The sequence below is a fragment of the Rhizohabitans arisaemae genome, assembly GCF_025996515.1.
Lineage (GTDB): Bacteria > Actinomycetota > Actinomycetes > Streptosporangiales > Streptosporangiaceae > Rhizohabitans > Rhizohabitans arisaemae.
In genome coordinates, this window is sequence record NZ_BLRH01000035.1 from 527,274 (window position 1) to 541,815 (window position 14,542).

Here is a 14,542-nt window from a genome sequence, read left to right on the forward strand (position 1 = left end):
CCGCTTCTCGGCAAACTGGGACGGGGTATCCCGCATCGGTCCACACCTTCCTGCTGTAGAGGATCAGGACGGCGGACTCCCCATCTACGCAATCGGCCACCCCGCGTGCACCGCCCTACCCCGGTGGCACCGACGGGTGGCTTGCGTGAAGGATGACCACCCGGTTGGGCGGTGTCGGACCGGTGGCAAGCGGGCATGCCGTATCCATACTTTCGCCACCGCCGGTACGGGTGACACCGGCCACGCCACCGGCGCCAAGCGTGAGCACGTGCTCCGGATGACGGGTCGGCGGCCATAAGCGACGCTTCGTCGAGGAAGAGAGCATGGTCATGTCGGTTGGGTGGATCGGTCTCGGGCGGATGGGGGCGGCGATGGCCCGACGCCTGGTCGACGCCGGCGAGGACGTGACCGTCTGGAACCGTACGGCGGCCAAGGCCGCGCCGCTGGCCGCCGCCGGAGCGCAGGTCGCGGACTCTGTGGCCGGGGTCGCAGGCTCGAACATCGTGTTCGTCATGGTCTCCGGGCCCGCCGACGTCGAGGAGGTCGTCGCGGGGCCTGCCGGGCTGCTCGCGGCGGACGTCCTCCCACAGGTCATCGTCGACTGCTCGACGGTAGACGTGGCGACCTCGGCATCGATCCGCCAGGCCGCCGCCGAGCGCGGAGTCCGGTTCCTCGCGTGTCCGGTCAGCGGTAATCCGCATGTCGTCGCCGAGGGGGAGGCGGTGCTCGTGGCCTCCGGGCCGTACGACACCTATGAGCGTGTGCGCCCGCTTCTCGGATCGATCGGAAAGAGCGTGATCTGGACGGGTGAGGGAGAACAGGCGAGGCTGGTGAAGATCTGCCACAACCTGTACCTCGGCCTGCTCGTGCAATCCCTGTCGGAAGTGACGACGCTCGCGGAGAAGGCCGGTGTCTCGCGGGCTTCGTTCCTAGAGTTCCTGAACAGCACCGTTCTCGCCACAGACTGGGTACGCAAGCGGACGCCGGATCTCCTGGCGCTGGACTGGACCCCCACGTTCACCACGGAACTTCTGCGCAAGGACTTCGATCTCGGTCTTGCCGCCGCGCGCGAGGAAGAGGTGACGATGCCGCTCGCGGCGATCGTGCTTCAGCTCATTCAAGCGGCGATCGGTCGCGGGCACCGCGACGACGACTTCCTCTCGCTTTTCGCGGTACAGGCCGAGTCCTCCGGAATGACCGTCACCGCAGTCGCGAAGTGAGGGCGTAGGGGCCGAGCCGGTTCCGTCCACGCGGCTCAGGTCGCGATCGCCGAGTCGGCCGGGGCCGTTCGCAGCCCGATCTCGCCGTTGCACATCCGTTCAGTGGCATGTTGCGGTTCTGTACCCGTCGCGCAGGCTCTGCACAGCCCGTACCCGGCCGAAGGGGGCAATCCCGCACGACAACGAGTGCTCCTTGCCTTCTTGAGCCGGACACTCGCGGAGAAAGAATGAGCGCTATGTATGCGTTTGTCACAGCGAACTTCATTGGGCGGGAACTCGGATACTCCCTTCCCGGGTGGCGGGTGGACGATCCTGTTCATCCGTTCCTCGGCGGGTGGGACACGTGTGCGGCAGCCGTCAGGGAGGCGTTCTCTCCGGAGGAGACGTACCGGGAAAGGCTCGGCGCGCTGCTTGGCCCGGTCCGGGCGGCGGGGTTTGAAACCATCGAGTTCTGGTCGGGACACCTGAATCCGCTCTGGGCGACCGACCGGCAGATCGGCGTGGCACGCGAGGTCGTCGATGGGCTTGGGCTGCGGGTTGTCGGATTCTCCGGGTACATCGGGGCATCACGGGAGTACGCGGAACGGACCTGCCGGATCGCAGCGGCCCTCGGCACACCGCTGCTCACCGGTGGAGGCGGGGCCTTCTTCCGCGAGGAGCGGGCCGCCGCGCTCGGCCTTCTGGACAGGTACGGGCTGCGCCTGGCCATCGAGAACCATCCCGAGCACCCGACCCCGGAGGTCCTGCTGGCCGAGGTGGGAGGAGACGCCGAGCTGGTCGGCGTCAACCTCGACACCGGGTGGTGGGCCACCCACGGCTACGACGGGGTGAAGGCCGTCGGGGAACTGGGAGATCGGCTGTTCCATGTCCAGCTGAAGGACGTCGCCGCAGTCGGGACGCACCATCCCACACCGTTTGGGACAGGCGTGGTGCCCGTTCAGGAGGTCCTCGACGCCCTGGACGGGTACAGCGGTGCGATCTCCCTGGAGTACCTCGCCGCCGACACCGATCCGATCCCGCCCTGCCGCGACTTCCTCAGCCGCGCCCAGGGACGGTAAGAGCACAGCCGGGTTTCATCGCTTCCGGTCACCCTCGAAGGCCGGACGCGACGACGGCGAAGCGCGTCGTACCGATCGGGATCGTGGATCTCAGCCGCTCAAGGGGGCGGGCGAAGCCGACATGGTCGTGTTCGGTCCGGAGCCGACAATTGACTTGCGTTCGCCGGACCTCCTCCCCCTAATGTCGGGAGCATGGCAGTCGATCACGACGAGCTGGTGCCGCTGCGGGGATTTCCGTGGGCCGACCTTTCGCATCGGCAGGCATTGGCCGAACTGGTGTTGCTGTGTAGTCCCCGGGTCCCGTGCTCGATGAACACCAGCACATACAGCCGCTTGAGCAGTACCGTCTCCACCACGAGGAAGTCACACGCGATGATCGCTTGAGCCTGAGCGGCCAGGAACTGCCGCCAAGTCGGCCCGGCGCGGCGGGGCGCCGGCTTGATCCACGCCGGGTTCTCCCGCGCCATCCGCACAATCAATGTCTTGACCGGCCGACGTGTGCCGGGCCGCCCCGGACGCCGTCTGTAGTTCTCGCGGTAGAGCGTAGTGAAGCGCGCCTCCACCTTCCGGTCCACCATTGATGCGCCCTCATATCCAAGGAATGTCCGGAGCCCGGCCAATCCTTACACCACCACTTGGAGCTTTCCGGCCCGTACGGCCAGGCAGATCATCCACACGCTCCAGGCCAGGTAGCCGAGGAAGTTGGCCAGGTCGGTGCCGGGCACGTCGAGGGGGATGAGCAGGCCGGAGAGGATGGCGACGGCGGAGACGGCGCCGAGGGCGATGAACCAGCGCGGGGCCGGCAGGGCGCGTAAGACCAGGATCGTCCAGGCACCGGTGAGCAGGTAGCCGAGGGTTTCACCGAGGCCGCTGCCCAGGTAGCTGTGGAGCACGGTGAAGATCGTTTCGGCGGTGACCCGGTCGGCGGCGTGGGCCAGCGCGGGCACCGCGAACGGCCAACGGAGCAGGCCGATCACCTGGACGAGCCCGGCCAGCACGCCGACGTGCACCGAGAGCGCGGCGGCCGAGCTGTCCTGGAGACGGCGGCCGAGCAGGACCGCGACCGGGATGAGCGATCCGGCGCCCAGCGCGAGCAGCAGGAACAGGGCGGTGACGGTCGACTGGTCGGCGGCGAACCTGGCGAGGATCTCGGTCGGCGGCTCGGCGAGCACGTCCGGGTATCCGAAGACGATGCCCAGGCCGATGAAGGCCAGGTTGGCCGCGATGACACCCGCGACGAGGATCGATCTCATGGCAGACTCCTACTCCATAACTCTGAACGATGTTTAAATTAAACGCCGTTCAGAGTTATTTGAGAAGAGGCTAAGGTCATCCCGTGACACGAGGACCACGACGCTCCGTCCAGCCGGACGCCGTCCTGGACGCGGCTCTGGAGTTGATCGACGAGGGCTCACTGACCATGCGCGCCCTGGCCACCCGGGTCGGCCTGACCCCCGGCGCGCTCTACACCTATTTCCCCGACCGCTCCGCAATCGTTGCAGCCCTGGCCGACCGGCTCCTCGCCGAAGCCGACCTGTCCCTGCTCGACGACCCGTCCCAGTCCCCCCACCAGCGCATCGAGAACTACTCCCTGGCCCTGCGCGAGGTTCTGCTGGCCCATCCCGCCGCCGTCCCCGCCATCCTCGGCGCCGCCTTCAACGGCCCGGTGGCCCTGCACGTCGGCGAATCCCTCCTGGGCGTGCTCCCCGACGCCCGCGCCACCTACACGGTGATGGTCTACGTGCTGGGCTCCATCGCCCTGGAAGCCGCCGACCTCGAAGCTTTCGGCACTCCCCCGCCCCCGGAACCGGACAGAATCGCCGCCCGACGCGCCGTTTTCGTCATTGACCCGGAGCAGTTTCCTCGTACGTACGGAGAGATCGACGCCATCGCCGCCTACAACTCAACCGGGCAGTTCCGGTGGGGGTTGCACCGCGTACTGGCTGGTCTGAGCGGTTCTCAGCAGTCTGGATGTCAGCACTGATTCGTCTTGGCGTCCTGTGGGGCTCAACAATTGGATTCGATGCTTGACCTGCCGGTTCGCGACGACGTCAGCTGGCGACCCGGTACTCGTTGATAAGGCCTCCGAGGATCGCTCTGCGATGGACTCGGTGGTTGGCCATGCCGCTCGGTTGGCGGATCCTCGCCGAGCACGACGCCGCTGGTACGCCGCTCACCCGCGACCGCCTTCGCGACGCCGTCCGCGAGACCGGCCAGTCCATTTCCACCGACCGGGCGGAGCACTGCTCGCCCTCCCCCGGTCTGAGAGGGTCTTTTGAGAGTGAATGTGATCCCGACCTGCGGCACCCCGAACGTTATCTGGACTTCCTCGCGGCTCGGCGCGAACTGCTGGCCCAGGCGTCGCAGTCCTTCCTCACCGAGCTCCGCGACGGCGTGCGGGCCATCGGTGCGGCAGAGCTTCGTCCGCTCGTGGTCGTCACAGAGAAGAAGGACGACGTCCGCGCCGCACAGATCACCTTCCTCGTCGCTGAACTGGGCCGCCGGGGGTTCGCCGAGCCCGCCCTCGACAGCGAGATCGCGGACCCGGCCAACGGCGCGGCGCTGGCCGTCGCCGAGGCCTTCTGGCCGGACGGCCTGCAAACCGGCCAAGGTCAGCCGGTTGTACTGGAGCTCGACCCGTCCACCGCAAACCTGCCGCGTCTGGAAGAGCTCGGCTATCTGGTCTTCACCTCGGTCGACGCGTTGCTCGGCTACGCCGTACGGCTGAATCAGGCGGCGTCCGGCGAGGAGGAAGCTCCGCCCGAGGAGCCGTCACCCGATGGTGGCCCGGTCGCCCTGGAGTTCGAGAAAGCGATGCGTGAGCTCTACGAACGGGCCAGGAGTGAGGCGAACTACCACACCACGTACTTCCTCGGCATGCTGGCCGAGCTCGGAGCACTCGTCACCGCACGCAAACTCCTTTACGCACCCGCCGTCTCCGACGGCTTCGCCATCCTCTGGGAACGTGGCCGCCTGGACCTGACCGTCGAGGCCTTGGTGATCCAGCCGCGCTTCGCGGACCTGTTCACCACTCAGGAGATCGAAATCGCCCGGCACCGCCTCGACCGCTTCGGCTACTGATCCCGATCCTTTCTGGTCTGCGGGAAGCCAGGATCTCGCGGATACCGGTTGCGCTGTTCCGATCGACACCGGCCGAGGCGATCGACTGCGGCGGCGCGGTGGACGGGCGGGAGCACACGTACGAGGACAGCGGGTCCGGCGAGGGGTTCACCGAGCTGGACCGGGAACTGCTCGAACGCTCGATCGCAGCCGGTATCCAGGACCGGATCAGTGCGCGCAGCGAGGTGCCGTCGGGCTAGCGCCGCAGGGCGCAGGAGCGCACACGTCCCTCGGCGCACTCATCCGGCGCGGGGTGAACACGGTGGCCGGGCAGGTCGACTTCAGCTACCGCCGCCCGTCACGACGGGCCGGCGCGTACACCGACATCGTGCCACCGTCGATGGTGCGCGCGGTCCCGGACACGCTGCTGGTGATCGACACCTCCGGCAGCGTCACCGGCGAGGTGCTGAACCGGCTGCTCACCGAGGTCACCGGGATCATCGACGGGGTGGCCGGACCCGGCCGTCGGCTGCGGGCGTTCTGCTGCGACGTTGGCCCGCACCCGGTCCAGACGGTACGCCGGGCAAGCGACATCGAACTGGTCGGTGGCGGCGGCACCGACATGCGGGCCGGCATCGCCGCGGCCATGGCCCTGCGGCCCCGGCCGGACCTGGTCATCGTGCTGACCGACGGCGAGACCCCGTGGCCGGAGCGGCGTCCCCCTGCACACGTGATCGTGTGCCTGATCGGCGACGGCGGGCACGCGCCCGACTGGGCCACTATTGTGCGTATCCCGGCGGATTTGTCCAGGCGGGTGCCGGCGAGAGGAGAATCATGACGACGCGGTACGCCGACGAGCCGAACCCTAGCCGCTGTACGAGTGGCGGGAGCGCGGCTTCACCGTCGCCGAGGCACGGCAGTGGATCGACGACGGCTTCTCGATCGGCGACGCGGAACGCTGGCGCAAGTCCGGCGTCTACACCGCGTCCGACGTCCGGCCGTGGCGCACCGTCGGAGCCACCCCGTACACCGTGGACCTCTGGCTGCGGGCCGGGATGACACCGCGGGACGCGGTGCGGTGGCGCGAGTTCGGCTACCCACCGGAGGAGGCGGCCGACCGGCACCTCGCTGGAGAACGCCCCCACCCGCGCGGCCGGCTGTGGCGGCTGCTGCACCGCAAAAAGAGCACCGGCGCCGCCTTCGCCGATGAGGAGCGTTCCCGCAGCATGCGCGAGCTGCTGCGAGCCGGCATACCGGCGGCCAAGGCGCGCGCGTACGTCGAGGCGGGCTGGCCCGGCGCCGAAGCGGTTCCCTGGGCCGGACGCGGCGTCGAGCCAGGACAGGCACGCGTGTTCCAAGCGCTCGGCCTGTCCCCCCGCGAGGCCGGGCGCATACTCGACTCGGGGGAGGACGCCATCTCCCTGATGACCGGATTCTGGCGGGCCGGGATACCGATCGACGAGGTGGCCGTTTGGCGCGGCGGGTTTCACCGCCGCCGAGGCGGCCCGGATGCGCGCAGAGGGCACCGACGTCGAGCAGGCCCAGGTGCTACGGGCATTGACCGAGGGCGACGGACCCTGACGGCTCACCGCTCGGATTCACCACATGCCTATGGAGAGGATGTCCCGCAGTGCCGCTTCGGCCATCAGTGCAGCGTCCATCACGGACTCCACTACCCCAACAGGTATTCTTTCACCGAGTCCGGCACCCTGGACAAGCGCAGTGAGCACCACGATGGGCTCTTCCCCGTCAATCACCGGCAGGGCCTGCGGTAGCAGCTCGCGCGCGGCGTACGCGTCCCTGGACGTAATCGCCTCAGCGATGATCTGCTTGGCCACTGGCGACGCCTGGGCCGCATCGGTGCAAAGGCCCAGGACAGTCAGTCCGAGCCGGACGTAGAAGACAACCTGTTGACGCGGCGGCCGGTACTCCAGGAACGCCTTGATCATCGTGGCGGTGGCAGACGCCGACGCCCGGCCTGCCCGTGCCAATAGCAGCGCATATAGGCAGGCCGCCATAGGCCTCTCCCAGCTTTCAGTCGGGACACTGCGGGCCAACATCTCAAACCCCGCCTCAGCTGTCGCTTGGGCGAGCACCGCCACCTGACGCCCTTCCAGCAGTCGTTCGCCGATTCCGTGATGTCGGGTGAGATGTTCCAGTGCTTCCTTCCATCGGCCCGCACGGGTGAGAGCGCGGGTGCCATCGTGGAGCAGTACTCGCCACACCCACTTCACAAGTTCGGCGTGACCGGCGCCGACGACCAAGTTGTGAAGGTGTGTCGTTGTCGCACCGATCCTCACGTCGCCCAGGTCCCGGACCGCATTCAACAGCCCCTCGAACGTCCGGTAGGCGGCATCGGCGTCACCCTCGCGGGCGTGCAGACGTCCGAGATTGATGAGCGGCTGCAGCGACAGCTTCGCTACGTCCACCGTGAACGGCCTACCCTCCCGGAACAACAGCGCCTGCTGCCGACACAGCTGCCGGGCGAGGTCGGGGTGACCGCCGTCGCTCAGGAGCAGAGCGGCGAGGTTGAGCGCTCCCGCCCCGCGATCCAGTGCGTCTTTCCCACCCGCGGCCGCGTCTTTCGCTCGCGTCTGCACCTGTACGATGCGGGCCTCGAGGTCCAGGCACCGTGGCTTGCCGCCCGGCACCAGCGGGAAACGGAGGGTGAGTTCGTCCAGATTGTGGAAGTACGCTCGGGTCGTGGACGTCACGGTGCCTTCTCTCATCAGCCCAGCCCGAAGGGCCTAGGTAGGGGCTACCACGTGATGACGAACCGAGTGTCCGGCCGGTTGATGACGTATCCAACCGTCGGCTCCCCGGCCGAGGCGCTGACGGGGTAGGCGGTGATGACCGGTTGCTCGGGTCGCGTGTGGTCCCATTGGTGCAGCAGCTCAACGAGCTGAGCCGCGAGCTTGCCGGCGCCGGGGCCGTGTGCGGTCACGCCGAGTTCGTAACCGTCCTCGCCTGCGGGGCGTGCGGCCACATAGGCGAGCGTCCCGTTTTCATACAGCGCTGCGCCCGCCCACCTGCGCGCTGGGTCGGCGAGCCCTCGCTCACGTGCGGCCTTTCCGGTGGCCATCCGGCCAAACGGCGCTCCGCTGGTAGCCAGCCACAGGTCCAGGTGTTCGGCGGGCTGCTCGTCGGTGACGCGGATGCCGGTCCATTTCCGCACCGCGGAGTGCGTGAGCGCGTCCTTGAGGCCGTCATCGACGGCCGAGCCGCCCCGGAAGACGACGTCGTCAGCCAGTCGGACGGGCGGGCGCTCGTGAGCGGTGGAGCCGCGCATGTCTACGAATCCGCACACCAGTGCCTTCCCGGACGAGGTCAGGCGGCCAGGTGCGACCAGGTCGAGGGCGATGCTTCGGGTCAGACCGCTGTCGTGCAGCTCCATCGGGACCACCAACCGGCCACCGGGCCCGAGTTGTTCCCACCACGGACCGGGGATGCTCCACGCCCCTGCGGTCACGATGATCCTGTCGTACGGCGCGCCGTCAGGGTAGCCGTCGGCACCGTCCCCGACGAGTGCCCGTACTCGTTCGTGTCCGGCGGCGGCCAGGCCGGAGCGGGCCTGGGCGACGATGTCGTCGTCGATGTCGACCGTGACCACCGAGCCGTTCTCGCCGACAAGCAGATCGAGGAGGGCGGCGTTGATGCCCGTTCCGGCGCCGATCTCCAGCACGTGGTGGCCGGGCTGCGGGTCGAGCTGGCCGAGCATCGCGGCGACCAGGTTCGGGTGGGAGGCGGAGGAGATTGTGGTGCCATCAGCGGTGTGCTTGGTGCGGACGACCTGCGGTAGGTATGCCTCCCGTAGGTCCACGCCGGGCAGGAACAGATGCCGGGGAACGGCGGCGAAAGCCGCCTTGATCCGTGGAGAGGTGAACGTTCCACGCCGGTCAATGGAGTCGACGAGTGCGGCGCGCAACTGCTCCGGGCTGGGGCTCTGAGGTTCGGGGTCGGTGGTCACCGCGTTCAGGGTAGCGACCACCACCTCATCAGGAGCGCTGGTCAGACCCAAGTCAATGTCCGGTATCGAGGCAAACACCACACGTGCAGCCGTCGCGGAGAGCAGGCCCTGTTCTCCAGGCGGGATTCCGGCGCGGTTCCAGGCGAACAGGATGATGTGCGCGAGGACCGCGCGAAGGCCGCGAGTCAGCAGGCCCTGCTCGAACAGGTGGGCCAGCGCGGTGCCGGTGTCTGTGAAGGCGCGGCTCCAGTTCGGTGCGGCCGCGAGGGGACTGTGCGCTGCCGGACTGGAGGCGGTGATCAGAGCCTGCACCTGGTTGGCGGCCAGGGACCCGGGCGCCGGCGGTCTGGCGGCAGGGGTGCTCAGACGGTGCCCGGCGACCCTCGCCCACACGTCACCCTGCTCGTACCAGCCTTGGCGGGCACCGCGCAGCAGCTGTGCGGCGAGGATCAGCCCGAGCTCACGTCGTAGGTACGGCTGGCCGCCTTCAGCCGCGTGGCTGAAGTGCTTCAGGAGGTGGAAGCTGTCGGCGTGGAACAGTTCGTGCACGACGTTCATGGCCTCGTCGCCGCCGAACGCACGGGTTTCCGGCTCGTACACCTGCACGGCCCGATGGCGCACCTGCGGGCTGGTGGCCACCTCCTCCAGGAGTGTTCCTGCCTGCTTATCCTTCCCTTGAGCGGGTAATATGCGCACACGCAGAATCTCTCCGGCTTCACCCTTGCGTAGGAACCACCAAGCGGAGATCAGGCCCGCGACCTCGGCGGCGATGAGCCGGTCGGTCATCGCGATGGCCACGCGTTCGGCGGTGTCGGCGCTACCGCACGACAGGCTCACCTGCCGCCATCGGGTGGGCGGGTCCATGTGCTCCGCTTCGTGGGCGTCGTCCGGGGCTAGTTGATCAGCAGGCATGTTTCCCATCCGGGGATCGTGGTTGCGGTCATGGAGTGCAGAATCAGGGCGGCACCGGCCCGGCCGTCGATGAGACCGTCCGCGGCACAGTGTTCAGCCGTGTTGATCAAGGCGGTGAGCAGACCGGTCAGGTGGTCGGCGATTGCACTGGTGGAGGCATCTGTTGCGGCCACCCGGACGGTGGCGGCGAGTCCGGCCCAGCCGTGGCACAGGCCGGGATCGATGATGCGGACCAGCTGGCGAGGGTCGGACAGGCTGTTGAGGATCGCGCGGTCGGCGAGTAGTAGCCACTCGCGGGCGTTGAGGGCGTGCGCGGCCAGTTGCATTGCGCGGGCGATGCCCGGTGTGCCGTAGCACCAGGACGGACGGGTTGGCCCGGAAAGGACGGAGCCGTCGCGGTGGGCGGCGAGGACGATGCGCTCGGGCCACCACGAGCCGGACATGCCGGCCTGCTGCCAGGCTTCCAGCCAACAGCAGATGCGGTCCATCGCCTCGGCCTGCCCGTCCACGATGACGCCATCACGCGCAGCCAACGCCATCAGGGCCAGTGGGCCTGCGATGCCGTGCGCCATTCCGAGGTCGGCGTGGCCGTGGGGGAAGTCGGCCGGTGAGCGACCGCCGGGGATGTCGTGCGTCCACCAGCCGGGCACCTCCGTCCCCGCCATGTCGTCGGCTTCCACGGGGAAGGTGAGCTGAACCAGGTAGTTGAGAAGCTGCCGGAGCTGGTCGCCGTCGGGGTCGCGGCGCAGTAGGTGCGCGCCCAGCCCGGTCAGCCCGCTCACGAGATCGTATTCAGTACGGGCAGGCCGCCGCCGGGCCTCGATCCGCGCCTCCGCGGCCTCCAGTCGGGCAGCCACCGTCTCGGCCACAACCTTGTCCAGTAGCTGCAGCGCCCGCTCGTACTGGACGTGTGGGGCTACGGTCGCGAGCGCGAACGCGACCGCGGGTGCGCCGAACCACAGACCGGCGCCGGGTCCGGCCTCCAACGGGGCGAACGTCGCGGCCTTCAGCCACGCGTGCACCCGATCCCAGTTACCGGTTCCGGCGTGGGCGCGGGCCGCGTGCAGCAGCGAGACTCCCGCGGCCCCTCTGCTCAGGGATTGTGTGCGCCAGCGCAGGCTGTCGTCCTCGATAGGGCTGGGTACGGCGAGCATTTCGGCGATGCGGTCCGCCGTCGCGCTCGCCCGGCCCGCGAGGTCATCGTGACGGACGGTGCTCATCCTTGGGACCCCTTCCGGTGGGCATGGGCCAGCGCGACAGCGCGCGCTAAGCGGCGGCATGTTCGTTCCGAACCCGGCTGGAGGCCGATGGCGCGCACGTGGTGCAGGTGCAGCAGTGGCGTCAGCACCTCGCTAGGCGTCAGATGGGTGCCGTCCAGGACGGTGGCGTACGCGGCGGCCGAAAACATGCGCCTCTTCCAGACATCGGCCAGCTCACCCCGTCGATGGGGATGGTCCTGGTCGGCCAGAGCGACGGCCTGCCGCAGCAGTGCCCGATCGAGTGCGTCGCCGCTGGCATGAGGTCGTTCCAGCAGCCACCGCATGCCCTCCTGCGCCGAGTCGGCCATCGCGGTCACCAGGGCAACCATCGAAGCCGCGGTGAGTGCCCGCGCGTCCACCGTCCGGACGCGGGCCAGCAGACGAAGCTGGGCGGTGGCAACGGCTGAGTCGGCGGCGAACAGCTCCTCGGCGGCCTTCAGCGCGGCTTCGGCGCCGTAGCGGGCGGTCTCGGGCTGGTAGGTATCGAGGACGAGGTCGGCGGCCAGCCCGTGTGTCCGCAGCTCGGCCGCCCACCGCCCGACCAAACTAGCCACCGATCCCCATGCGGCAGGGTCGGCGAGATGCAGGCGCAGTCGCAGATGTGAGCGCGGGTCGCGGAAGCGGATGAACCACCAATGCTCCACGAGGTCACCCGCGAGGTGCACGAGGCCGGGCAAGTGCTTGGTCAGGATCACGTCGTGCATCGCGGGGCTGGCATAAACCTTGGCTGACACCACCCGCCCGCCTGGTAGGACATCATCGTCTGGCCTGATCATGGGGAGTGGCGCCCTGGAGGCCAGTACGGTGGGCGGGTCAGCAGCCGGGCGGGCGGAGGCCACAGGGATGACGATCTCGTGAGCGCGGCCCCCGATCCAACCGTGATCGGCGGCGTCCGGCGCTTCTGTCACGGTGGTGGCCGAAGGGTTCTTGTCGATGTAGGCCCGTAGCAGCGCCAGGTCCATCGGCTCCTCAAGGCTCAACCGGAGTCGCCGATCACGCTCCCCGACATACACGTTCTCTGGCAGTCGCAGCCGGGCGCGCACCTCCTTGAATGCCCGCTCCCACTCCATCGTGGAAACCTTCGGCCCCGGCAGCGCATCGGCGCCCACCTGCCACCGAGCCGCCGCCAGGATGGTGCGTCCGCACCGCAACCGAGGTAGGAACGGCAAGTCGGCGGCCGCACCCCATGAGAACGGCGTCACCTCAGCCGAAAGCGCGCGCGGAAGCTCAAACAACAGCCTGGCCAGTGGCGGGACGCCTTTCAGAGACGCGGCGTTGGACAGAGTCGGTTCCACCAGCCGCCGCTCGGCCACATGCACCACATGAAACCGGTCAGCGTCGACAGTGACGGCCAAATCGTCGACCCCGATCACGTCATTGCCGTCGTGGTGCTCAGCCAGCGCGATCACATGCGGGGCCAGCCGAACGGTGTGGGTCACGTTCTCCAACCGCCGATGCCAGGGCACACATGACACCTGGGCCCGCCCCGCGCCGCCGACCGAGACGGGCAATTGCCGGTGCACGGCTGCCATCCGGCGCCGCTCAATCGCCGAGATCAGATCCAGGAACCGGCCCGCGCACGCGGTGCCGCTACGGCCCACCCCCGTGATTGCCAGCGTGAACGTCCCCTCCTGTAGGTAGGGGAGACTGCTCGCGCGTACCTCGGCGCACACCTCCGCATCCGTGACGACAGCGGGCAGTTGGCCGCCACTCAACCGCCCGATCAACTCCTCGTCGAGAACGACCTCGATCGTGCCGTTGAGCGCGGCCTGCTGCGCGAGCGCGAACAGCTGCTCGTCCCGCTCCGACAGCGGCGCCCGCTCCTCCGAGCCGCCCGAATGGTGGGCTGGGAAACCGATGCCCGCCACCGGGTCGACAAGCTGGCGAAGCGGGACCACCGCGCCGACGCCGTACCGGTTCACGAATTCCATGTGGTAGGCGCGCCAGGCGGGGTGACCGGCCGGATGCCGGCTCAGCCGGGCTAAGGTTCCGGCCGCGACAGAGGCCTCCGCCGCCACCTGTTCGGGCAGCGTCACCGCGCAGTCGAGCAGCAGGTTCACCGTCAGCGGCTGCGTCTCGGCGGCTGTGCCGGTCAACGCCCGCATTCGCGACGCGACCACTTTTCGGGCGGGAGCATCTACGTGGCCGGTGCGGGGTCGCCCGCCCAGCAGCGCACGGATGACCCGCAGCTCGGCCAGCAACCTCTCGGCTACTTCTCCGACATCGGCGAAGGTATCTACCTCGGCCAAGACGTGGGTGAGGCCGTCAGTGCACGTGGACGGGGGCCTCAGGTTGCTCACCAGGACGCCGAGCCTGATCAGCTCGGCCACCATGCCGTCGGCTGCCGCCTGCGGGGAGTCGTGCTCGGCGGCTAGCCAGCCGACGAGGGCGCCGACGCCGACCGAGCTGCAGGCGAGCTTGAGCGACGCCTGGACAGCCGGGCTAAACCCGACCGACACGTGCTCGATCCTGCCCCAGCTGGGGTCGGACGCGGGCGGTTGCCACATCACTTCCAGCCGGTCACCGCGCACCTGTAGCAGGTTGTTTGCGACGACCCGTAACCGCCGTCGCACCAGTGGGTCGGCCTCCAGCTGGGCGATCACCGCGGCTAGCCACACCATGTCGGCTCGGACCTTGGCCCGGTGGACGCCACCCCATGTCACCGTCGCGTCAGACCCGAGTCGGACAGGCGCCACCCCGGCGAATAGACCGAACGGTGTGGATCGCCCGCGCACCCGCACCATGTAGCGGGCTAACGCCATCACCATTCGTCGCACCTGCGCTGGACCAGGGCGATACCCCGAGCACACAGCCTCCACCCCGGCCGCAAGGCCAGGGCTGGCCACAGCCACCGCGTCGGCGAACTCGGGATGCGCCCATACGCTGGCCAACCACGCACAACCTTCGCCCACCACGGCGTCGCCGTGGAGGTTCGGCCACACGTCGAAGCGGGGAGCGTCGACTGCGCTGATGCGGATGAGCGTCGCGTCCACGTGCCGGAACAGCGACGGCCTGTCGGCGGCCACGAATCCTCCGGAAGATCGCCAGATTGGGAACAAGCAGAGT

At 68.8% G+C, this 14,542-nt stretch carries 12 protein-coding genes; 6 read left to right on the forward strand and 6 right to left on the reverse strand.

Annotation, left to right across the window (positions count from 1 at the left end):
* Positions 1–329: 329 nt before the first annotated feature.
* The gene (locus RUR_RS24465; RefSeq protein WP_283137912.1) at positions 330–1,220 is read left to right on the forward strand and encodes an NAD(P)-dependent oxidoreductase; all 891 of its coding nucleotides are present in this window, start codon (positions 330–332) and stop codon (positions 1,218–1,220) included.
* A gap of 236 nt (positions 1,221–1,456) precedes the next feature.
* Positions 1,457–2,278: a sugar phosphate isomerase/epimerase family protein gene (locus RUR_RS24470; protein ID WP_283137515.1), complete on the forward strand. Its 822-nt coding sequence runs from the start codon at positions 1,457–1,459 to the stop codon at positions 2,276–2,278.
* 203 nt (positions 2,279–2,481) lie between these two features.
* On the opposite strand, the gene RUR_RS24475 is transcribed toward RUR_RS24470, so the two are convergent.
* Together RUR_RS24475 and RUR_RS24480 are read right to left on the reverse strand one after the other, a co-directional pair.
* On the reverse strand, positions 2,482–2,856 hold the full coding sequence (locus RUR_RS24475; protein ID WP_283137516.1) for a hypothetical protein: 375 nt from the start codon (positions 2,854–2,856) through the stop codon (positions 2,482–2,484).
* A gap of 45 nt (positions 2,857–2,901) precedes the next feature.
* A complete protein-coding gene (locus tag RUR_RS24480; protein WP_283137517.1) occupies positions 2,902–3,531 on the reverse strand; it encodes a DUF4386 family protein in 630 nt (209 codons plus the stop codon).
* Between the two features lie 83 nt (positions 3,532–3,614).
* Here RUR_RS24480 and RUR_RS24485 point away from each other — a divergent pair, with 83 nt between their 5' ends.
* The 4 genes from RUR_RS24485 (at position 3,615) to RUR_RS24500 (ending at position 6,176) form a co-directional block, all read left to right on the forward strand.
* On the forward strand, positions 3,615–4,262 hold the full coding sequence (locus RUR_RS24485) for a TetR/AcrR family transcriptional regulator (protein ID WP_283137518.1): 648 nt from the start codon (positions 3,615–3,617) through the stop codon (positions 4,260–4,262).
* Positions 4,263–4,393: 131 nt separating this feature from the next.
* Positions 4,394–5,359, forward strand: a complete 966-nt coding sequence (locus RUR_RS24490) for a hypothetical protein (protein ID WP_283137519.1) — start codon at positions 4,394–4,396, stop codon at positions 5,357–5,359.
* Positions 5,360–5,457: 98 nt separating this feature from the next.
* Positions 5,458–5,598 (forward strand): hypothetical protein, encoded by a 141-nt coding sequence (locus RUR_RS24495; protein ID WP_283137520.1) that lies wholly within the window; start codon positions 5,458–5,460, stop codon positions 5,596–5,598.
* 53 nt (positions 5,599–5,651) lie between these two features.
* Positions 5,652–6,176: a VWA-like domain-containing protein gene (locus RUR_RS24500; protein ID WP_283137521.1), complete on the forward strand. Its 525-nt coding sequence runs from the start codon at positions 5,652–5,654 to the stop codon at positions 6,174–6,176.
* Between the two features lie 760 nt (positions 6,177–6,936).
* On the opposite strand, the gene RUR_RS24505 is transcribed toward RUR_RS24500, so the two are convergent.
* The 4 genes from RUR_RS24505 to RUR_RS24520 are packed head-to-tail and all read right to left on the reverse strand — an operon-like array spanning position 6,937 to position 14,502.
* Complete coding sequence (locus RUR_RS24505; protein WP_283137522.1) at positions 6,937–8,052, reverse strand: hypothetical protein; 1,116 nt, start codon at positions 8,050–8,052, stop codon at positions 6,937–6,939.
* A 44-nt stretch (positions 8,053–8,096) separates the two neighbouring features.
* Positions 8,097–10,217, reverse strand: a complete 2,121-nt coding sequence (gene fxlM / locus RUR_RS24510; RefSeq protein ID WP_283137523.1) for a methyltransferase, FxLD system — start codon at positions 10,215–10,217, stop codon at positions 8,097–8,099.
* Complete coding sequence (locus RUR_RS24515) at positions 10,199–11,437, reverse strand: lanthionine synthetase C family protein (RefSeq protein WP_283137524.1); 1,239 nt, start codon at positions 11,435–11,437, stop codon at positions 10,199–10,201. The genes fxlM and RUR_RS24515 overlap by 19 nt, the downstream gene beginning before the upstream one ends.
* Positions 11,434–14,502, reverse strand: coding sequence for a lantibiotic dehydratase (locus tag RUR_RS24520; protein WP_283137525.1), 3,069 nt, complete (start codon positions 14,500–14,502; stop codon positions 11,434–11,436). Before RUR_RS24520 ends, RUR_RS24515 begins: the two co-directional genes overlap by 4 nt.
* Positions 14,503–14,542 lie beyond the last annotated feature (40 nt).

Excerpts from the sequence above, each read along its gene's own strand:
- RUR_RS24465 (WP_283137912.1), top strand. The coding sequence starts at position 330 with ATGTCGGTTGGGTGGATCGGTCTCGGGCGGATGGGGGCGGCGATGGCC.
- RUR_RS24470 (WP_283137515.1), top strand. The coding sequence starts at position 1,457 with ATGTATGCGTTTGTCACAGCGAACTTCATTGGGCGGGAACTCGGATAC.
- RUR_RS24475 (WP_283137516.1), bottom strand. The coding sequence starts at position 2,856 with ATGGTGGACCGGAAGGTGGAGGCGCGCTTCACTACGCTCTACCGCGAG.
- RUR_RS24480 (WP_283137517.1), bottom strand. The coding sequence starts at position 3,531 with ATGAGATCGATCCTCGTCGCGGGTGTCATCGCGGCCAACCTGGCCTTC.
- fxlM (WP_283137523.1), bottom strand. The coding sequence starts at position 10,217 with ATGCCTGCTGATCAACTAGCCCCGGACGACGCCCACGAAGCGGAGCAC.
- RUR_RS24515 (WP_283137524.1), bottom strand. The coding sequence starts at position 11,437 with ATGAGCACCGTCCGTCACGATGACCTCGCGGGCCGGGCGAGCGCGACG.